The sequence below is a fragment of the Bradyrhizobium oropedii genome (genome assembly GCF_020889685.1).
Classification (GTDB): domain Bacteria; phylum Pseudomonadota; class Alphaproteobacteria; order Rhizobiales; family Xanthobacteraceae; genus Bradyrhizobium; species Bradyrhizobium oropedii.
In genome coordinates this window covers 15,248-34,173 of sequence record NZ_JACMYO010000084.1, presented here as the reverse complement: position 1 = coordinate 34,173, position 18,926 = coordinate 15,248, and the positions used below count along the sequence as shown (strand labels likewise).

19 protein-coding genes are annotated in these 18,926 nt (G+C 64.9%); 8 read left to right on the top strand and 11 right to left on the bottom strand.

What is annotated here, in order from left to right:
• The first annotated feature begins 70 nt into the window (after window positions 1–70).
• Entirely contained in the window at window positions 71–907 is an 837-nt protein-coding gene (locus H8A95_RS23080; protein WP_229185163.1) for an enoyl-CoA hydratase-related protein, read from the top strand.
• A gap of 75 nt (window positions 908–982) precedes the next feature.
• Here H8A95_RS23080 and H8A95_RS23075 read toward each other — a convergent pair whose 3' ends face one another.
• The 6 genes from H8A95_RS23075 to hemP all read right to left on the bottom strand — a co-directional run bounded on the left by H8A95_RS23075 (window position 983) and on the right by hemP (window position 6,413).
• Entirely contained in the window at window positions 983–1,426 is a 444-nt protein-coding gene (locus H8A95_RS23075) for a hypothetical protein (RefSeq protein ID WP_229185162.1), read from the bottom strand.
• Window positions 1,427–1,889: 463 nt separating this feature from the next.
• Window positions 1,890–3,242, bottom strand: coding sequence for an esterase-like activity of phytase family protein (locus H8A95_RS23070; protein WP_229185161.1), 1,353 nt, complete (start codon window positions 3,240–3,242; stop codon window positions 1,890–1,892).
• Window positions 3,243–3,350: 108 nt separating this feature from the next.
• On the bottom strand, window positions 3,351–4,154 hold the full coding sequence (locus H8A95_RS23065) for a heme ABC transporter ATP-binding protein (protein WP_229185160.1): 804 nt from the start codon (window positions 4,152–4,154) through the stop codon (window positions 3,351–3,353).
• Window positions 4,151–5,251, bottom strand: coding sequence for a FecCD family ABC transporter permease (locus H8A95_RS23060; RefSeq protein WP_229185159.1), 1,101 nt, complete (start codon window positions 5,249–5,251; stop codon window positions 4,151–4,153). Before H8A95_RS23060 ends, H8A95_RS23065 begins: the two co-directional genes overlap by 4 nt.
• Window positions 5,248–6,198, bottom strand: coding sequence for a heme/hemin ABC transporter substrate-binding protein (locus tag H8A95_RS23055; RefSeq protein ID WP_229185158.1), 951 nt, complete (start codon window positions 6,196–6,198; stop codon window positions 5,248–5,250). The genes H8A95_RS23060 and H8A95_RS23055 overlap by 4 nt, the downstream gene beginning before the upstream one ends.
• A gap of 8 nt (window positions 6,199–6,206) precedes the next feature.
• Window positions 6,207–6,413: a hemin uptake protein HemP gene (gene hemP / locus H8A95_RS23050; protein WP_229185157.1), complete on the bottom strand. Its 207-nt coding sequence runs from the start codon at window positions 6,411–6,413 to the stop codon at window positions 6,207–6,209.
• 251 nt (window positions 6,414–6,664) lie between these two features.
• On the opposite strand from hemP, the gene H8A95_RS23045 reads away from it, so the two are divergent.
• From H8A95_RS23045 to H8A95_RS23020, 6 genes are all read left to right on the top strand, one after another.
• The gene (locus tag H8A95_RS23045) at window positions 6,665–9,013 is read left to right on the top strand and encodes a TonB-dependent hemoglobin/transferrin/lactoferrin family receptor (protein ID WP_229185156.1); all 2,349 of its coding nucleotides are present in this window, start codon (window positions 6,665–6,667) and stop codon (window positions 9,011–9,013) included.
• A gap of 159 nt (window positions 9,014–9,172) precedes the next feature.
• The gene (hmuQ, locus tag H8A95_RS23040) at window positions 9,173–9,505 is read left to right on the top strand and encodes a heme-degrading protein HmuQ (protein WP_229185155.1); all 333 of its coding nucleotides are present in this window, start codon (window positions 9,173–9,175) and stop codon (window positions 9,503–9,505) included.
• An 11-nt stretch (window positions 9,506–9,516) separates the two neighbouring features.
• The gene (gene hutX / locus H8A95_RS23035; RefSeq protein ID WP_229185165.1) at window positions 9,517–10,026 is read left to right on the top strand and encodes a heme utilization cystosolic carrier protein HutX; all 510 of its coding nucleotides are present in this window, start codon (window positions 9,517–9,519) and stop codon (window positions 10,024–10,026) included.
• Window positions 10,027–10,084: 58 nt separating this feature from the next.
• On the top strand, window positions 10,085–10,837 hold the full coding sequence (gene exbB / locus H8A95_RS23030) for a tonB-system energizer ExbB (protein WP_420839441.1): 753 nt from the start codon (window positions 10,085–10,087) through the stop codon (window positions 10,835–10,837).
• 3 nt (window positions 10,838–10,840) lie between these two features.
• The gene (gene exbD / locus H8A95_RS23025) at window positions 10,841–11,287 is read left to right on the top strand and encodes a TonB system transport protein ExbD (protein ID WP_229185154.1); all 447 of its coding nucleotides are present in this window, start codon (window positions 10,841–10,843) and stop codon (window positions 11,285–11,287) included.
• Between the two features lie 5 nt (window positions 11,288–11,292).
• Window positions 11,293–12,111, top strand: coding sequence for an energy transducer TonB family protein (locus H8A95_RS23020; protein ID WP_229185153.1), 819 nt, complete (start codon window positions 11,293–11,295; stop codon window positions 12,109–12,111).
• 177 nt (window positions 12,112–12,288) lie between these two features.
• Here the strand turns inward: H8A95_RS23020 and H8A95_RS23015 are convergent, their stop codons facing one another.
• The 4 genes from H8A95_RS23015 to H8A95_RS23000 form a co-directional block, all read right to left on the bottom strand.
• Window positions 12,289–13,131 carry a carbohydrate ABC transporter permease gene (locus H8A95_RS23015; RefSeq protein WP_420839440.1) on the bottom strand — a complete coding sequence of 281 codons (843 nt, stop codon included), beginning with the start codon at window positions 13,129–13,131 and terminating at the stop codon, window positions 12,289–12,291.
• A 40-nt stretch (window positions 13,132–13,171) separates the two neighbouring features.
• Window positions 13,172–14,131 (bottom strand): carbohydrate ABC transporter permease, encoded by a 960-nt coding sequence (locus H8A95_RS23010; RefSeq protein ID WP_229185151.1) that lies wholly within the window; start codon window positions 14,129–14,131, stop codon window positions 13,172–13,174.
• Between the two features lie 132 nt (window positions 14,132–14,263).
• Window positions 14,264–15,610, bottom strand: coding sequence for an ABC transporter substrate-binding protein (locus H8A95_RS23005; RefSeq protein WP_229185150.1), 1,347 nt, complete (start codon window positions 15,608–15,610; stop codon window positions 14,264–14,266).
• A 117-nt stretch (window positions 15,611–15,727) separates the two neighbouring features.
• A complete protein-coding gene (locus tag H8A95_RS23000) occupies window positions 15,728–16,771 on the bottom strand; it encodes a C-terminal binding protein (protein ID WP_229185149.1) in 1,044 nt (347 codons plus the stop codon).
• A gap of 270 nt (window positions 16,772–17,041) precedes the next feature.
• Here H8A95_RS23000 and H8A95_RS22995 point away from each other — a divergent pair, with 270 nt between their 5' ends.
• Window positions 17,042–18,727: a methyl-accepting chemotaxis protein gene (locus H8A95_RS22995; RefSeq protein ID WP_229185148.1), complete on the top strand. Its 1,686-nt coding sequence runs from the start codon at window positions 17,042–17,044 to the stop codon at window positions 18,725–18,727.
• 11 nt (window positions 18,728–18,738) lie between these two features.
• Here the strand turns inward: H8A95_RS22995 and H8A95_RS22990 are convergent, their stop codons facing one another.
• Entirely contained in the window at window positions 18,739–18,888 is a 150-nt protein-coding gene (locus H8A95_RS22990) for a hypothetical protein (protein WP_229185147.1), read from the bottom strand.
• Between the last annotated feature and the right edge of the window lie 38 nt (window positions 18,889–18,926).

Here is an 18,926-nt window from a genome sequence, read left to right as displayed (position 1 = left end):
GCGATGACATCCCTCCCGATCTCGGGCATCACTTTGCCAAAGGCAGCAAAGCCTGAGATCGGGAGGATCCATGAGCTACCAGCACATCATCGCCGATGATCCGCGTCCGCGCGTCCGCCGCATCACGCTGAACCGCCCCGAAAAGCGCAACGCGCTGAACAACCGGCTGCGCGGCGAGATTTTCGAGGTGCTGGAGCAGGCCGACCGCGATCCCGATATTTCGATCTCGATCCTGCGTGGCGCGGGGCCGTGCTTCTCGGCGGGCTATGATCTCTCCGCCGACAATCGCGTCGACCAGCCCTATCATTCGGCATCCGGCCCGGGCCAATGGTCGCGCCATGTCGTCGAGGGCTGGTTCTCGATCTGGGATCTCGCAAAGCCCGTGATTGCGCAGGTGCACGGCTATTGCCTCGCCGGCGGCACCGAGCTCGCGACCGCCTGCGACGTGGTCTATGTCGCCGACGACGCCCAGATCGGCTATCCGCCGGTGCGGCTGATGAGCCCGCCCGACATGCAGTATCACCCGTGGCTGGTCGGCATGCGCCGCGCCATGGAATTGATGCTCACGGGCGATGCGATGTCCGGACGCGAGGCCGCCGAATGGGGTTATGCGACCCGCTCGTTCCCGCTCGCAGAGCTCGAAGCGAAGACGCTGGACTTCGCCGAGCGCGCGGCGAAGGTGCCGATCGAGTTGCAGCAGCTCAACAAGCGCTCGGTGCATCGCGCAATGGAAATCATGGGCACTCGCGCAGCGATACGTGCCGGCACCGAGATCCAGGCGCTGGCCTTCACGACCGAGGCCAGCAAGGCCTACATGGCCGGGTTCCGCCGCGACGGCGGCAGCGTGAAGGCCCAGCTCGACCAACGCGACACGACGTTCGGGGACTATCGGACGAAGAAGGAATGACGCTTGGCGGCGGACGCTTGTTGTTTTGACGCGTTTTCTTCACGCGAACCGGGGTCCACTTCGCCTGAAGACGCGCTAGAAGCCTGCGTCCTCCTCCAGCCATTGCTGATTGTCCCAGCGCGCGCGACGGCCGAGGACATATTCGCGAACATCGTCCATGAAGCGCACCTTGCTGGCGAGCGCTCCGATGAAGGCGGCGACCGCCGCGATCCAGGGCCAGAGATGCGCGAGCAGGGAGGTGGGAATTTGATGGGCGAACCCCGCCTGCAGCGCGGCGGTTGCGAAGTAAGCCAACACGGCCCACGCAACGGCCAGGATCGTTGCCACCCACTCATAGGTATTTTGATGAAGCCGCACCAACCGGCGCATCAGGCATAGATAGGCGAAGTAGACGAGCACGCCGAGCATCAAGGCGATGCATGCCGGCGGCAGGCCCCAGCTTTGGACCCAGGTCAGGTACACAACGAAGCCCGCGGCGATGAGCGCCTCGATGTAGGTCAGGCTGGATTTTTCTCGCATGATCGGCCCCAAAGCGATTCAAGTATCGGTCGAGGCTATCATCATCCAGCGCGTTGCTAGAAGTGCAATTGTAGGACAACCGTTGGGCATGGGCTTGGCGTGGTAGGTCTATCACCGTCACCCTGCGGAGGCCGCAAAGCGGCCGTCTCGAAGGGCGACGGCCGGGCTGTCTCTGCTCGGCTGCATCGGGGGCCGTGCATCCTTCGAGACGCCGCTGCGCGGCTCTTTCAGCGGCAAAGGCGAAGCCTTTGCGGAGATGACGAGATTGGCCATCCGCAAATTCGCTGTCATGCCCCGCATGCCGCGGCCTATCCGTTGACCTCGGACGCGTCTGGAATACTGGGTCGCCCGGTCCCGTCTACGCCAAGGCTTCGACGAGGCCATGAGTGCATGGCGCGCCGAAGCTTTAGCGGAGGCGGCGAGCCGGGCGACGACACTGTTGCATGTAGTGCGAGCAACCGCCTCACTTCGCCTTCAGGAAGTCACCCACTTCGAGCAGCACGAACTCGTCGTCATCGGCCTTGTTCGGATCGCGGCTCGAGGAGAACGGCAGGTTGTTGTCGTTGCCGACGATGATGTGGGTCTCGTCGACGCGGTCGACGTTCTCGATGGTGAAGAACGGGAAGGTGTAGACGCCGTCGTTGAGCGGCTTGCGGGCCTTCTTGTTCGGATCACGGATCTTCATCAGGTCGATATAGGCGATCTTGCGCACGGGCTTGCCGACATTGGCGTCGGACAGCTCGATCTTGTAGACGCGCTTGAACTTGGCGAGGTCAGGGAAGCAGTTTTCGCCGCGCTGGCCTTGCGGGCAGGCCTTGTCGGCGGTGCCTTCGCCATTGTCGCGCTCGATCACGAGGCCCTGGGTCGGGTCGATCATGTTGAAGTCGCCGATCGCGTTGCCGTTCTGCTCGAACACATACTGCCAGTAGCGCCCGGTGAACTTCTCCGCCGCGACGTCGAATTCGAGGATGCGCGAGGCTTCCTTGCCGTCGACCTTCTCCCAGTCCTTCTTGTCGGCATCCCACAGCGGTCCTTCGAGCAGGCCGTAGAGGAATTTGCCGTCCTTGGAGGAAGCGAAGCCCTCATAGCCCTTGGAGCGGCGCAGATTGACGTTGGTGTAGGAGGCGCCGGGTGCGCCGGGCGACTGCACCGCCCAGTGATCCGGCGAGCGCACCGGCTTGTCGTCGGCGACCGTCTCGAACACGGCGAGGATCTTGCCGGTCTTGTCGGCCTTGAGGATGTAGGGCCCGAATTCGTCACCGATCCAGAAAATGTCGTTGATGATCTGGAAGCCCTCGGTGTCGAAGTCGGCACCGGTCAAATAGCGCTTGGCGGTGTCCTCATGCACGATGCGGAACGGCACTTTCTTGTCGGGATCGTGCAGGAACACGGTCTCCTGGCGCTCGATCTTGCCGCCGGCCCAATCCATCTTGTAACGGTTCAGGTACAGCATCGAATCCGCGGAGTTGTAGCGCGAGCCCATGCCGTTGTCGGTGATCACCCAGAATGAGCCGTCGGGCATCGCCTTGATGCCGGAATGGCCCTGCAGCGGCTGGCCCTTGAACGGCAGCGACACGCCGGTCGGCCGTTCATAGGACTTGCCCATCACGGTGCCGATGGCATCGACGCGCTTGCCGGTGGTGTATTTGCCGGACGTTTTCAGATCGTTCGGCGCATCGGCGGGCGCGTCGATGAAGCTCTCGGCCGGCATCACGGCGTGTCCTGCCAGTGTCGCCGGAAATTCGCCTTCGCTCTGCGCGAACGCCGACGAGGCGATCAGGAGCGAGGCGACGGAGCAGAGCAGGGACAGGCGCATGGTTGATCTCCCAAGGGATAAACGATGCGGTGTTCTCCGAGGCGCCTGTTACAGCCGGCTGACAGTTTTGTGAATGACGCATATTGCGACGGGATAAGGCTTGCGGCGTTACGTCGCTTGGCTCGCCGGCCGCATTGTCTGCGGCAGCAGGAACGGCACGCCCGCTCCGGTGTATTGGATCGTAACGTCGATTTCGAAGATCTTGCGAAGCGTGTCGGCCTGCATCGCGGCGGTGCGGTCGCCGTCGGCAGCAAGCCGTCCGCGATGCAGCAGCAGGATGCGGTCGGCGAACCGCATCGCGAGGTTGAGATCATGCAGGATCGCGATCACGGCGGTGCCGCGCGCGGCGCGCCGCCGGGCGGTCTCGACCAGGTCGATCTGGTGCCGCAGATCGAGGCTCGATGTCGGTTCGTCCAATAGCAGGAGTCCCGGCCCATGCAGTGCCTCGCCGCAGGCGAGCTGCACCAGCACGCGGGCGAAATGCGCGCGCTGCTGCTCGCCGCCGGACAGCGTCGGCAATTGCCTGAAGCGGAAATGCGAAAGCCCAACCTCGTCCAGCGCCGCTTCGACCAGTGCACGCGTCACGGCGCGTGGGCTCTCGCCGGCGCCCATCCTGACGATTTCCTCGACGGTGAACGGGAAGGTGACGTTGATGTGCTGCGACAGCATCGCGCGACGCTGCGCCAGTTCGCGCGGACCGTAGGCGTGGAGGTCACGTTGCCTGAGCCGGATCGCCCCGCGCGACGGACGGAGGTCGCCCGAGAGCATTCGCAGCAGGGTCGATTTGCCGGCGCCGTTCGGTCCAACGATCGCTACCATCTCGCCCGCGTCAATCTGCAGTGAGACCGCATCGACCAGCTTCGCACCGCCTACTGTCATCGATACTGACTGCGCCTCGAGCAGCGTGCTCATAGCGACACCAGCCCGCGCTGGCGCAGCAGCATGGCAAGGAAGAACGGCGCGCCGATCGCCGCAGTCAGGATGCCGATCGGCATTTCTGCCGGTGCCACGATGGTGCGCGCCACCGTATCGGCGCCGACCAGCAGGATCGCGCCGAGCAATGCCGAGGCCGGCAGCAGCAGGCGATGCGCAGGCCCGATGACGAGACGCAACAGATGCGGCACCAAGATGCCGACGAAACCGACCACGCCGCAGACCGAGACCGCGACACCTGTCATCGCCGACACCAGCACGATCGAGATCCGCTTCAGCCGTTCGACATCGACGCCGCTGTGGAACGCCTCGGCCTCGCCGAGCACCAGCACGTCGAGCCCGCGCGCGATCGAAAGGCAGGCGATCAGGGCCGCGGCCAGCACCGGCGCCAGCGCTGACAGCTTGGTCCAGGTCGCGCCGCTCAGCGAACCCAGCATCCAGAAGGTGATGTTGCGAAGCTGGCGGTCGTCGGCCACGAAGACCAAAAGGCCGATGCCGGCATTGGCGATCGCGGCAATCGCCAGCCCGGCCAGCAGGAAGATCGCAATCGACGTGCGGCCGCCGCGGCTCGCAATGCCATAAAGCACGATGGTCGTGACCAGCGAGCCCGCAAAGGCCGCGATCGGCAGCAACTGATTTTGCAGGAAGCGCAGGCTCCCGCCGAGATGGCTGTCGGTGAAGACAATTGCGGCCGCCGCGGCAAACGCGCCGCCGGAGGAGACGCCGACCAGCGCCGGGTCGGCGAGGGGATTGCGGAACAGGCCCTGCATGATCGCGCCGGAAACGGCAAGCAGGCCGCCGACCATTGCGGCCGCCGCGATCCGGGGAATGCGGATCGACCACACCACGAGCTGGTCGCGCGCGAGCAATGGGTTGGCTGCGCTATCGGCCCATAGACCGAGCGCAGCCGGCAGCCGCGCCAATGGAATGCCGGCGGCTCCGACCGTCAAGGCGACCAGCGCGGTCCCAGCGAGCGCCGCCAGCAGGCAGAGCAGGGTGAGTGTCGCCGCCGGTCGCAGCGACATGCCGGCGCGTCGTTGTTTCGCACCCGCGCGGCGCTCGGCCATCACGCTCATTGTCGGCAGTTCGCGGTCAACGCGGATGGCTTGAAGTTGTCGGCCTCCGGCGCCAGCGCCGGATAAAGCTTGACCGAGAGGTCGCGCGCCGCGGCCGCGGTGCGCGGTCCGAAGCCCAGCAGATAAAGCCCTTCCATCGAGATGAAGGCCTTGTTGGCCGCGACCGGCGTCAGCGCAAAGGCCGGATGGGTGAACACGGCTTCCGAGGTCAGCGAATCCTTGCCGCGATCGATCGACAGCACGACATCCGGTTTCGCCGCCACGATGGCCTCGTCGTTGACCGGCTTGTAGCCGTCGTAACCGTCGATGGCGTTGACGCCGCCGGCGAGCTGGATGATCTCGTCCGCGGCGGTCTTGTGGCCCGCGGCGAGCGCCCGCCCGTTCAGGAGCGACATCACGAACATCACGCGCACCGGCTTTGCCACTTTGGCGCGTAGCGCGCGGAGTTGGCCGAGATCGCTCTCCACCGCCGTGGCGAGGCAGGCGGCGCGCGGGTCGGCGCCCATGGCGTGGCCCACCAGCCTGATCTTCTCGACCAGCCCGGCTTCCGAGAAGGTCTCGGGCACCAGCACCAGCGCCACCTTGGCGGCCTCCAGCACGTCCATCGTCTCCTTCGGCCCGGAGCCCTGCACCGCGAGCACCAGCGACGGGTGTAGGCCGAGCACGCCCTCGGGTGACAGCTGGCGCATGTAGCCGACGTCGGGCTTTTCGCGCAGCGCCGCCGGCGGGTACAGGCTGGTGGCGTCGACGCCGGCGATGCGGTCCTCGAAGCCGAGCGCATAGAGGATCTCGGTGATCGCGCCGCCGATCGAGACGATGCGTGTGGGATCATCGATCACGATGTCGCGGTCCCGTGCGTCGTGCACGGTGATGCCCTCGGCGGTTGCGGCGCCGATCGGCAGCAGACAGGAGAATGCGAGCAGAGCGAGCGTGCGACAAATTGTCATCGAGGCAGTCACTTGGTGAGGATCAGCTTGTTCTGCGAAGTCAGCCGCAGCCGGTAGTGCTCTTCGCCATGCACGATGATGAGCTCGCGTTCGGTCGAGAACAGGTCGCGGCTGTCGAGACGATTTCCGCGCATGATCAGGGTTTTGGCCGCGTCAGACACGGAATCGGCCTGCTTTCCCGCTGCGTCGAACCTGTCTCCGGAAGTTGCCGACATTCTCGTGGTGCTGCGCTTTCGATATTTTCAAATGGTGCTTGCTTGTATAATCGGGCGAGGGCGCATTCCAACGCCTGCAATTTACAATCGATGTAAACAGCGCCGCCGCATTCTTGACCGTTTTGTTGCGGGCCCGTAACCAATCATCACAGGATGCAAGCGGGTGGCTTGCATCGCAACGTAGCCAGCAAGCCGCTCACCAGAGCGCACGCCAGCCAAACCAGAAGAGCGATGATTAGGCTGGGGCTAGAATGGCTGACGGGGCTAGGGTTTCGCGCGTCCTGATTTTGGGCGCGTCGGTGTTTTCATTTTCGACGGCGCTGCCGGGAGGCGGTTTCGCGCAGACAGCCGATGCTTCGGCGGCGCGTGCTGCGACAGAGCGGCCGAAGCAGGCCAAGCGGAAGCCGAAGCCTGCGGCCGAACAACAGGCGGCGGCGCAGCCTGCGATGAATGCGCGTGCGCAGATCGGCGCGGTACCGGTGCAGTCGCTCGACACCATCACCGCTGTGGCGTCCAAGACCGAGGAGCGTGCGATCGACGCGCTGGCGCCGGTCAGCTCGGTCACGCTGGAGAAGATTCAGGGCCTGCAGCCGAACAGGATTTCCGACATTTTCTACAATGTTCCCGGCGTCTCGTTCCAGGAACGCGGCGACGATCCGGCGACCGTCGTCAACATCCGCGGCTTGCAGGACTTCGGCCGCGTCGCAGTTGTCGTCGACGGCGCGCGGCAGAACTACCAGCGCACCGGCCATAACGCCAACGGCTCGTTCTTCCTCGATCCCGAACTGATCGGCGGCGTCGACGTGGTGCGCGGCCCGACCGCGAACATCTACGGCTCCGGCGCGATCGGCGGCGTGGTCTCGTTCCGCACCAAGGATATCGACGATGTGGTGCGCCCAGGCGAGCGCTGGGGCGTCGACATGTCGGGCTCCTACGGCTCCAACAAGGACCGCGGCATGGGCTCCGTGTTCGGTGGCGTCCGCGCCGATCCGAATGTCGACGTGTTCGGTGGGGCGGTCTACCGCACCCAGAGCAACTACAAGGACGGCGCGGGCACCGAGATCGGCAACACCGGCAATGATATCGCGGCCGGCCTGATGAAGGTGACGATCCGGCCGGCCGAAGGCCACGACTTCAAGATCGGCGGCATCTTCCAGGACTACCAGTACAATATCGGCCAGCCGAGCCGCGGCCCGACCACGACGGCGGCGCCGCTGGCGGCGATCGCGGGCTCCTCGGTCTACGCTTCGGATGCAAGGAACTACACGGGCACGCTGAGCTGGCGATACTCCAAGCCCGACGACATGCTGTTCGACTGGAATATCTCGGTCTACGGCAACCGCACCGACAACGATCAGGTCAAGACCTACAACAACCGCATCACCACAGGCGGCGGTGTCTGCACGCTCGCCAATCCCGGCAACAACATCTCCGGCTGCGTCGGTAACAAGCGCGGCTATTCGCTCGACACCGTCGGCCTCGACGTCAACAACACCTCGCGCTTCAATTTCGGTGACTGGCGCAATGCCGTGACCTACGGCTTCGATGCCTTCCGCGACGATGTCGAGACCTTCGATTCCCGCGGTAACTCCAACATCACGACGCCGGGCGGCCAACGCACGGTGTCCGGCGGCTTCGTGCAGTTGAAGCAGAATTATTCGACCTGGCTCGAGCTCGTCAGCGCCGTCCGCTACGATCACTACGAGCTCAACTCCATCAACACCACGACCAGCGGCGACCGGCTGTCGCCGAAGATCACGCTCGGCGTCACGCCGGTGGCGGGCTTCACGCCTTATGTGAGCTATGCCGAAGGCTATCGGGCACCGTCGATCACCGAGACGTTGATTGCGGGTAGTCATGCCACCGGCGGCGGGCCGGCGCTGTTCAACTGTCCCGACGGCACCAGCGGGCTGTTCTGCTTCCTGCCGAACGCGGCGCTGCGGCCCGAGGTCGGCAAGAACAAGGAAGCCGGCATCAATCTGAAGTATGACGGCATCTTCACCGCGAGCGACTCGTTCCGCGGCAAGATCAACGTGTTCCGCAACGACGTCGACGGCTACATCGATCTCGTCGCGTCGACGCCGACCGCAACGCCGTTCGGACGGTTCAGCCAGTTCTACCAGTACCAGAACCTCGCCCACGTTCGCATCGAGGGCTTTGAGCTCGAGACGATGTATGACGCGGGCGACTGGTTTGTGGGCGTCGCCGGCCATCTGATGCGCGGCCGGAACACCGAGACCAATGTCGGGCTCGCCACCATCACGCCACGCAAGGTGACGACGACGGGCGGCGTGCGCCTGCTCGACCGTTCGCTGATCATCGCCGCGCAATGGTCCTCGTTCGGTGCCAACAACAACCTGCCGGCGGGCTATCTGCCCTCGACCGGCTACGAGCTGGTTAATCTCTATGTGACCTGGAACGCCACCAAGGACGTCACCTTCACGGCGTCGGTCGATAACCTCTTGAACCAGTACTATCGGCCCTATGCGATCCCGGGCTCCTCGTCCGACGGCACGACGCAGAATGACGTGCTGTTCTCGAGCCCCGGTCCGGGCACCGTCTACAAGGCCGGTCTGAAGATTCACCTTGGTGGAGCGTAACGCGACAAGCCGATCATTCCATCCAGGTTGCTCCGGCCGCGCTGGTGCCCCCAGCGCGGCTTTGGCGCATTCATGATATTAACGAGATCAACCGGCAGCAGCCAAGGCAACGTCCAAGGCATTGTCCAAGGCATCCGCCGCCAACAGGAGAAGGCTTTCATGTTCATCGCAATGAACCGGTTTCAGGTGATCAAGGGCAAGGAGCAGGCGTTCGAGACGGTCTGGAAGACGCGCGAATCCTATCTCGGCGATCTGCCCGGCTTCATCGAGTTTCATCTGGTGAAGGGCCCCGAGGCCGAGGACCATACGCTGTATGCGACCCATACGGTGTGGGCCAGCAAGAAGGCGTTCGAGGACTGGACCAAGTCGGATGCGTTCCGACGCGCGCATTCCCGCGCCGGCAACGAGACCGGCGGCAGCCTCTATCTCGGTCACCCCAAATTCGAGGGGTTTGAGGTGCTGATCACCGAGCGCGCGAAGAGCCCGGCGTGACGGAGGCAGTCGTGCCGAATACCGAGCTTGCCGGGTTGAAGGCCCATATGGCGGACAATCCCGGCGCTGTAATCGAGGACGTCGCGCGCGAGCGCAAGGTCACGCCGCGCGCCGTGCTCGAGGCGCTGCCTGAGAGCATGGTGCGGATCGGTGCCGGCGAATTCGCCACCGCGATGCAGGACGTCGCGGAATGGGGCGAGGTGACGCTGATCGTGCACACCGATGATGCGATCTTCGAATTCACCGGCGCCATTCCGAAAGGCGAGGTCGGTCGCGGCTATTTCAACCTGATGCAGCCGAAAGGGCTGCACGGCCATCTCAGGCATGAGCGCTGCGCGGCGATCGCGTTCGTGGAGCGACCGTTCATGGGCAAGGTGTCGGCCTTCATCGCCTTCATCAATGTCGACGGCGGCATCATGTTCAAGGTGTTCGTCGGCCGCGACGAGACGCGCGCGCTGCGCGACGATCAGCTGGCGCGCTTCCACGCGCTGGCGGACCGCCTCACGCCGAAAGCGGGCTGAGAGCAACGAAGGACGGGAGGCGATCATGCCGTATCGCTGGCTTGTACGAAGCATCTGGATGGCGGCGTCTGCCGCACTCGGCATGCTGCCCGGGACGAGCCTGGCCGCGACCGACGCCGCGCTGCTGCCACGCAACCTCTCGCCCTGGGGCATGTTCGCGAGCGCCGATATCGTCGTGAAGGCGGTGATGATCGGGCTCGCCTTTGCTTCGCTCGTTACCTGGACGGTCTGGCTCGCCAAGACTGTCGAGCTCCGCCGCAAGACCTCCCTCGCGCGGCAGCGCATCGGCCTGCTCGAGCGCGACACGCTGCTTGCCGAGGTCGAGCAGGCCAGCCGCGACGGCAACGACGCCGTGGCGCAGATCGTGCATTCGGCATCGCGCGAGGCCGAACTCTCAGGTGGAATCTTCGATGACGGCTTCAAGGAGCGCATCGCGCTGCGGCTCGAGCGCGTCGAGGCGGCGATGTCGCGGCAGATCGCGCGCGGCACCGGCGTGCTCGCGACGATCGGCGCCACCGCGCCGTTCGTCGGCCTGTTCGGCACGGTGTGGGGCATTATGAATGCCTTCATCGGGATCTCCGAGGCCCGCACAACCAATCTCGCGGTGGTGGCGCCGGGCATTGCCGAGGCGCTGCTCGCGACCGCCCTCGGCCTCGTTGCGGCGATTCCGGCGGTCGTGATCTACAATCACCTGACCCGCTCGATCGCGGCCTACCGGGCGCTGCTCGGTGATGCCTCGGTCATGGTGATGCTGCTGGTCAGCCGCGAGGGCGATCGCAGCCTGTTCCGGCTGGCGCGCGCCGCGGAGTGACAGATGGGCGCGAAGCTCGGGAGCAGCGGCGCGTTCAGCAGCCGGCGTCGCGGCGACGACGATCTGGCCGAGGCGCATGAGATCAACGTCACGCCGTTCATCGATGTGATGCTGGTGCTGCTGATCATCTTCATGGTGGCGGCGCCGCTCGCGACCGTCGATCTCGGCGTCGACCTGCCGGCCTCGACCGCCGAGCCGCAGCCGCGACCGGACAGGCCGGTGTTCGTCACCGTGAAGCCCGACCTCTCGGTCGCAGTCGGTGAGGACGTGATCGCGCGCGATGGGCTGACGTCGGCGCTCGATGGCGCCACGCAGGGCAAGAAGGACGAACGCATCTTCCTGCGCGCCGACAAGGCGGTCAGCTATGGCGACCTGATGGAGGTGATGAACCTGCTGCGCAACGCCGGCTATCTCAAGATCGCGCTGGTCGGCCTCGACGGGCGAAGCTGATTCCGATGAATGCGTATGCGCTTCATGATGCGGGCGGCGATATCAGGCTGAGGCGCTGGGGCCTCTCGGCGGCCGCGATCCTGGCAGCGCATGCGGCGCTGATTGCGCTCGGCATGACATGGGTCTCGGCACCGCCACCGGGTGTCGCCGTGCCGGCGGTGCTGGTCGACCTGACGCCGATCACATCAGCGCCGGAGATTTCGGAGACCGAGCTGCCGCCGGGCCCGGCGATGCAGGAGGCGGATGCCGCGCCGCCGGAGCCTGCTGCCGCGCAGGCTGTGCGAGAGGAGATCGCGCCGACGCCGCTGCAGGAGAAGCCCGAGGTGACAGCGCCGCCGGAGCAGAAGCAGGTCACGCCGCCAAAGCCCGAGCCTGCGAAACTCGTTCCGGAGCACAAGCCCGAGCCGATCAAGCCGAAGGTCATCCGCCGGGACGCAAAGAAGCCGTCGGACGCGACGCCGGCGCCGCGCACCAGCGCGCCGAGCCGTGCCGAACGGCAGGCACCCGTTGCGTCCGCGATCAGCGCTGGCGCGGCGGCGTCGGCGATCGCGGCCTATAACGCACGCGTTCGCTCGCATCTGTTGCGCTTCCACTCCTATCCGGCCGGCGGCAACGGCCAGCGCGGCGTGGTCCGGCTGGTGTTCACGCTCGCTCGCGGCGGGCAGGTGCTGTCGAGCCATCTCGGCGGCTCGTCCGGAAATCCGACCTTCGACGCGCGGGCGCTGGCGATGGTGCGGCAGGCACAACCATTTCCGGCGTTTCCGGAGGAGATCACGCAGGGCTCGATGGGGTTCAGTGTGCCGGTCGCGTTCGTGCCGCGGTAAGCACTGTTGCCCGTCACCCTGAGGAGCGCGTAGCGCGTCTCGAAGGGTCGACGGCCTCGCTGGTGGCCGTGCATCCTTCGAGGCTCGCAAGCGCTCGCACCTCAGGATGACGGAGATAGAGTGAGATCGCCCCGATTCTCCATCCGGGCACAGCTACTCCTTCACCGCGCCGGTCAACTACTCCTTCACCGCGCCGGTCAACGACGACACGTAGTAGTCGACGAACAGCGAGTAGAACAGGGCGACCGGCAGCGAGCCGAGCAGCGAGCCGGCCATCAGCGCGCCCCACTGGTAGACGTCGCCGGTGACGAGCTCGGTCAGGATCGCGACCGGCACCGTCTTGTTGGCGCCGCTCTGGATGAAGGCGAGCGCATAGATGAACTCGTTCCAGGACAGCGTGAAGGAGAAGATGCCGGCCGAGATCAGGCCGGGCACCGCGAGCGGCAGCGTGATCCGCCACAGGATCTGCAGCCGCGTCGCGCCGTCGACCAGCGCGCATTCCTCGAGCTCATAGGGGATCGACTTGAAATAGCCGATCAACAGCCAGGTGCAGAACGGCACCAGGAAGGTCGGGTAGACCAGGATCAGCGCCAGCGGTGAATCGAACAGGCCGAACTGCACGATCACGGTGGCAAGCGGAATGAACAGGATCGAGGGCGGCACCAGATAGGCGAGGTAGATGCCGAGCCCGACATAGGGGCTGCCGCGGAAGCGCAGCCGCTCGATCGCGTAGGCGGCGAGCGTTGAGGCGAACAGCGACAGGAAGGTCGAGCCGATCGCAACCAGCATGGTCGTCTTCAGCCAGCGCGGATACGACGTGTCGAACAACAGGTGCTTGATATGCGCGAGCGTCGGCGAGGTGATCCAGAACGGGTTATGCTCCTTGTAGTTCAACAGCTCCGCGTTCGGCTTGAACGAGGTGATCGCCATCCAGTAGAACGGGAACAGCAGGATCAGGATGAAGCAGGCGAGCGGCAGATAGATCATCACCACGCGCCGGGTGCGGGAATCCCACGCCATCGTATCGGGCGTGGCGCTGGCGACGTTGGAGGCTGCGACGTCAGTCATTGGCTTCTCCCTGCTGCCATTTGCGGCGCGCGAGGCCGAAGTAACTGAACAAAGTTGCGAACACGAGGAACGGGATCATCGAGACCGCGATCGCAGCACCTTCGCCGAGTTCGCCGCCGGCGATGCCGCGCTGGAACGCCAGTGTGGCGAGCAAATGGGTCGAGTTGACCGGGCCGCCGCGGGTGATGGCGTAGACCAGCTGAAAGTCGGTGAAGGTGAAGATGATCGAGAACGTCATCACGATCGCCAGGATCGGCATCATCATCGGGAAGGTGATGTAGCGGAAGCGCTGCCACGAGGTGGCGCCGTCGAGCATCGCGGCCTCATAGAGCGAGGGCGAGATGGTCTGCAAGCCCGCCAGCAGCGAGATCGCGACGAACGGGATGCCGCGCCAGATATTGGCCGCGATCAGCGAGAACCGCGCCGGCCAGGGCGAGCCGAGGAAGTCGACATTGCTGTCACGCCAATGCAGCACGTCGACCAAGAGATAGGAGATGATCGAGAATTGCGGATCGTAGATCCACCAGAACGCCAGCGCCGAGAGCACGGTCGGCACGATCCACGGCAGCAGCACGATGGCGCGGATCAGGCTCTTGAACGGGAAATGGTTGTTGAGCAGCAGCGCCAGCCAGAAGCCGAGCGCGAATTTTCCGAAGGTCGCGACCGCGGTGTAGAAGATCGAGTAGAACACCGCGTTCCACCACAGGGGATCCTTGAGCAGATACTGGAAATTCTCGAGCCCGATATAGATGCCGCGCTGACCGATCGTGGTGTCGGTGAAGGCGAGCCAGATGCCGAGGCCGAGCGGACAGGTGAGGAACACCAGCAGCAAGCCGATCGCGGGCGCGAGGCACATCACGATCAGGAACGGCTTGTAGTCGAACAGGCGCGCGAGCCGGCCGGGTTGCCGGAGCGCCGCACCGCCGCGCGATGGGAAGGTCGTTACGGACATTGAATGCTCGTCTTCTCGTCATTGCGAGGAGCGAAGCGACGAAGCAATCCATTTCTCGTCTGTGGTGCTATGGATTGCTTCGCGTCGCTCGCAATGACGGTTGATTTAAGTTTCGCAGTTCAATGACCGCCGTTATCGGTTCTGCCGGCGGAAGTACCGCTTGGCGCGCTGCTCGGCTTCGGCGGCGGCGGCCTCAGGCGTTGCCGCATCGGTCGCGACGGAGGCGCACATCTGCACCAGCACATAGTCGGCATTGACGGCGCCGGTCGCGGTCGAGATCGGCCCCTTGTAGCCGTTGTAGTAGGGGCTCTTCATCGTGTCCTTGAAGATCGCGACCTTGGGATCGCCCGACCACACCGCAGCGTCCGCGTAGGCTGCGAGCGGCTGCGACCAGTAACCGGAGTTGGCATTGAGCCAGGGCTCGTACTGCTCCTTCTCCAGCATGAATTGCAGGAACGCTTTCGCTGCATTGGGATAGGGGCTGTGCTTGAACACCATGGCATTCAGGGTCAGGCCCGACATCGGCGAGGTCGATGCCAGTCCCTTGGGTAGGAATTGGTGCTGAGTGTCGTCGGCAACCGCCTTGGTCGCGGGATCGTTCTTCAGCGAGAAGTACAGCGAGACGCCGTTGGCGGTCAGGCCGATCTCCTGCGACGAGTAGGCGCGGTTGTTGGAGACGTCGTTCCAGGACGGCGTGCCGGCGATGAAGGTCGGATAGAGCTCCTTCAGATATTTCAGCGCGGCGATCGTCTCCTTGCTGTTGATGATGATATTGCCTTCCTCATCCAGCAGTGCGGCGTTGTGCGACCACAACAGCCAGTTGGCGAAGCCGTTGCCGTCGCCGACGGCGTTGCCGAGCGCAAAGCCCGCCGGCTTGCCGGCCGCCTTGAGCTTCTTGCAGAGTTCGAGGATGCCGGCATGGTCTTCCGGCACCTTGTCGAAGCCGGCCGCATTGACCAGCGACTTGCGGTAAACCAGCGGGCCGCCCGAGGCGCCGAACGGCAGGCCGATCCAGCTCTTGGATTTGGAGCGCATGCCGTAGCGCTGTGCCAGCGCAAGCCAGCCGCCGTAGCGATTGCCGAGATAGTCGGCGACGTCGGTCAGCTCGATCAGCTTGTCGATATAGATATGCGGCGCGTCGCCGAAGCCGATGATGATGTCCGGCCCGGCGCCGGAGTTCGAGGTCACCGCGGTCTGCTGGTTGATGTCCTCCCAGCCGACGAAGTCGACCTTGATCTCGACGCCGGTCTTGTCGGTGAACTTCTTGGCATTCGCGCGGAACACGTCTTCGTCGGCCTGGACGAAGCGCACCGGCCGCAGCATGCGCAAGGTCGCGCCCTTTTCGATCGGGAGCGACGGTGCTGCGACGTCGGCAGCCTTTATTTTCGACGCTTCCTGCGCCGAAGCGCCAGTGACTGCCAGTGCCGCTGCGGAAGCTCCCAGCGCCAGCGCGTCGCGACGCGTGACCTCATACGTCATGTCGTTTGCACTCCCTGTCTTTATTGCTCCTTCCCGGCGTTGACCGCCGGTGAAGGGTCTTGTCGTCTCGGCGCGCGAAAGGCGAGACAAGCCTCCGCGCGGAGAGCGTCGTCCCGCCTAGCTGTTCGGACCGCGATCCATGCTGACGGGCTGCCAGCGACGTAGCGCGGTGTTTTGCAGCACCGACGGGTTGACGCAGCTTACCGGCCACATGCCTTGCAGCACTAGTGACAATTCGTAGCCCACGCGGCGCTTGCGCGCTTCGTCAAAACGTGCCGATGCCGAGGCGACATGCGCGGTCAAGGTAACATTGTCCATCCCGAGCATCGGATTGTTGTGCGACGGCGGTTCCTTTTCCAGCACGTCGAGTGCGGCGTGGGCGATCCAGCCCTCCTGCAGCGCCTTGATCAGCGAGTCCTCGTCGACGGTGGCGCCGCGGCCGGTGTTGATGAAGACGGCCGATTTCTTCATCTGGCGAAAATGCTTCTCGGTCAGCATGTGGTGCACCTCGGGCCGCGCCGGGGCGTGCATCGAGACGAAATCCGACTGCGACAGCACCTCCGACAATGTCGAGGGGATCACGCCGTGATCGTACATCAGCGTTTCCTGGATGAACGGATCGTAGGCCATCATCCGGAGGCCGAACGGCGCGGCGCGCTTGGCTACGGCGCGGGCGACCCGGCCGAATGAGATGAAGCCGAGCGTCTGGCCCATCAGCCGCGGAATCTTCAAGAGCGCCGGACGGCCTTCGGCCCAGCGGCCGCTGCGCACCATCTTGTCCTGCTCGATCAGGCGGCGGAAGCCTGCGAGCAGCAGCATCATGGCGTGGTCGGCAACTTCCTCGATGAAGGTGTCGGGGATGTTGGTGACGGGGATGCCGCGGGCGGTCGCGGCCTTCACGTCGACCGAGTCGACGCCGACGCTGCCGAGCGTGATCACCTTGCAATTTTCGAGCGCGTCGATGACCGCCTTGGTGATCGGCATGCCCTTGGCGTAGATCGCGTCCGCGGTCCGGGCGGCTGCGATGAATTCGGCTTCGTTGGCCGGCGCCTCGACGATCTCCGCACCGATCGGATCGAGCGCCTCGCGCTCATAATCATAGCCGCCGCCGGCGACCGTGAAGCTCGCGCCCTTCGGCGTGACGACCCTGAATTTCGACATTGTCTGCTCCCGATGTGAGGTCTTCTGTTCTTGCTTCTTGCTGGTTTGCTTCTTGATCTTCTTGCTTCTCGGAGCGCGGCCTGGATCGCCGCTTTTCCTACTTCTACGCGAGCGGTGCTGCTATCTCTACAATTGCCGGTTGGTCCGAGGCCCGATTCTCCGGGCTTCTACGGGGAACCACCGTAACCATCAGGTAAAGGGTCTCACATTACGGTGAGCGGAATCAATCCGCCAATCGCGTCGCGTTCCCCGCCTCTTCTGGAGACCCCCGTGAAGCTTTCAAATCTGAAGATCACCCCCAAGCTCGGCATTCTGGTGGGGGTGACCCTCCTTGGTTTGTGTACGGCCGGCATCCTCGCCGGTCACTTGATGCAGCGTGAGATGACAAATGCTCGCATCGACCAGGCCAAGGCAATCGTCGAGATGGCGAAGAACATGGCGGCAGGCCTGAAGAAGGAAGTCGACGCCGGCAAGATGACCAAGGAGGCCGCCCTGGCCGAGCTCGGCAAGCGCGCCAACGCCATGACCTACGACAACGGCGCCGGCTATCTGTTCGGCACCGACTACAACGGCATCACGGTGCTGGCGCCCGATCCGAAGCAGGTCGGAACCAACCGCATGGACGTCGTGACCAATGGCCGCAAGCTGTCGTGGGAGCTGATGAACGGCGTGAAGGCCAATGGCGAGATCCTGCTGTTCTATGATTACGTGAAGCCCGGTCAGGAGACCCCGATCCACAAGCTCGGCTATGCCGTCGCGGTTCCCGGCTTCGACATGTATCTCGGCACCGGCGCCTATCTCGAGGATATCGACGCCAAGATGCGGCCGATCGCCTGGCTGCTCGGCCTTGCGATCCTCGGCATCGGCATCATTTCCGGTTCGGTCGCCTGGCTGATCGGCCGCAGCATCTCCCGGCCGCTCAACCTGCTTGGCAGCCGCATGCGCGACATTGCCGACGGCAAGCTCGACGGCGACATCCCCGGCGTCGGCCGCGGCGATGAGGTCGGCGGGATGGCGGCGACCGTCCAGATCTTCAAGGACAATGCGATCCGCATCCGCGGCCTGGAGCAGGCCGAGGCCGCGACGCAGGCGCGCGCCACCACCGAGCGCCGCAGCGCGATGGAGAATATCGCAAGCGATTTCGAGCGCAGCGTGAACGGCATCGTCCGTACGGTGGCCTCCGCCGCCGCCGGCATGCAGACGACGGCGCAGTCGATGACCGCGACTGCAAGCGATGCCAGCGCGCGGGCTGCGACCGTCGGCGCTGCCTCCGACTCGGCCTCCAACAATGTCGGCACGGTTGCTGCCGCGGCCGAGGAGCTCTCCAGCTCGGTTGCGGAAATCTCCCGCCAGGTGGCGCGCTCCAGCGAGGTCGCCAGCCAGGCGGTGGCCGATGCCGAGCGCACCAACGCGACCGTGCAGGCGCTCTCCACCGGCGCCGAGAAGATCGGCGAGGTGGTCAAGCTGATCCATTCGATCGCCGCCCAGACCAATTTGCTCGCGCTCAACGCCACCATCGAGGCGGCGCGCGCCGGCGAATCCGGCCGCGGTTTCGCGGTGGTAGCGTCCGAGGTGAAGGCACTGGCCAACCAGACCGCGAAGGCGACCGAGGAGATCTCGGCGCAGGTCGCCGCGATGCAGGCGTCCACCGGCGAGGCGGTGACCTCGATCGGCGGCATCACCGCGACCATCGCGCAGATGAGCGAGATCACCGCCTCGATCTCGACCGCGATCGACCAGCAGGGCGATGCGACGCGCGAAATCGCCCGCAACATTCAGCAGGTCGCGGCCGGCTCGAGCGAGATCTCCGCCCATATCGGCGGCGTCACCACCGCGGCCGCCGCCACCGGCACCGCGGCGGGCGACGTGCTGTCGAATGCGCGCGAGCTCGACACCCAGTCCGGCATGCTGCGCAACGCGGTCGACGAGTTCCTGCAGAAGGTCCGCGCGGCGTAAGGCCGGCGCGATCAATCGACATCATCCGAATGCCCGGGCCTCGCCCGGGCATTCACGTTTTGGGCCGCCTCCTGCTTCTCGATCCCGGCGTCGGCGATCAGCTCCTCCCACAACACGAGTTGCTCGGGGGTGCGCTGCCAAAATATCGAAAACAACCCCATGCAAAGTAGCCGGTGACGGCGGCCAGCCAACTTGACAC

Coding starts and splice junctions, on each gene's coding strand:
- H8A95_RS23080 (WP_229185163.1), top strand. CDS start 71: ATGAGCTACCAGCACATCATCGCCGATGATCCGCGTCCGCGCGTCCGC.
- H8A95_RS23075 (WP_229185162.1), bottom strand. CDS start 1,426: ATGCGAGAAAAATCCAGCCTGACCTACATCGAGGCGCTCATCGCCGCG.
- H8A95_RS23070 (WP_229185161.1), bottom strand. CDS start 3,242: ATGCGCCTGTCCCTGCTCTGCTCCGTCGCCTCGCTCCTGATCGCCTCG.
- H8A95_RS23065 (WP_229185160.1), bottom strand. CDS start 4,154: ATGAGCACGCTGCTCGAGGCGCAGTCAGTATCGATGACAGTAGGCGGT.
- H8A95_RS23060 (WP_229185159.1), bottom strand. CDS start 5,251: ATGAGCGTGATGGCCGAGCGCCGCGCGGGTGCGAAACAACGACGCGCC.
- H8A95_RS23055 (WP_229185158.1), bottom strand. CDS start 6,198: ATGACAATTTGTCGCACGCTCGCTCTGCTCGCATTCTCCTGTCTGCTG.
- hemP (WP_229185157.1), bottom strand. CDS start 6,413: ATGTCGGCAACTTCCGGAGACAGGTTCGACGCAGCGGGAAAGCAGGCC.
- H8A95_RS23045 (WP_229185156.1), top strand. CDS start 6,665: ATGGCTGACGGGGCTAGGGTTTCGCGCGTCCTGATTTTGGGCGCGTCG.
- hmuQ (WP_229185155.1), top strand. CDS start 9,173: ATGTTCATCGCAATGAACCGGTTTCAGGTGATCAAGGGCAAGGAGCAG.
- exbB (WP_420839441.1), top strand. CDS start 10,085: ATGGCGGCGTCTGCCGCACTCGGCATGCTGCCCGGGACGAGCCTGGCC.
- exbD (WP_229185154.1), top strand. CDS start 10,841: ATGGGCGCGAAGCTCGGGAGCAGCGGCGCGTTCAGCAGCCGGCGTCGC.
- H8A95_RS23020 (WP_229185153.1), top strand. CDS start 11,293: ATGAATGCGTATGCGCTTCATGATGCGGGCGGCGATATCAGGCTGAGG.
- H8A95_RS23015 (WP_420839440.1), bottom strand. CDS start 13,131: ATGGCGTGGGATTCCCGCACCCGGCGCGTGGTGATGATCTATCTGCCG.
- H8A95_RS23010 (WP_229185151.1), bottom strand. CDS start 14,131: ATGTCCGTAACGACCTTCCCATCGCGCGGCGGTGCGGCGCTCCGGCAA.
- H8A95_RS23005 (WP_229185150.1), bottom strand. CDS start 15,610: ATGACGTATGAGGTCACGCGTCGCGACGCGCTGGCGCTGGGAGCTTCC.
- H8A95_RS23000 (WP_229185149.1), bottom strand. CDS start 16,771: ATGTCGAAATTCAGGGTCGTCACGCCGAAGGGCGCGAGCTTCACGGTC.
- H8A95_RS22990 (WP_229185147.1), bottom strand. CDS start 18,888: ATGGGGTTGTTTTCGATATTTTGGCAGCGCACCCCCGAGCAACTCGTG.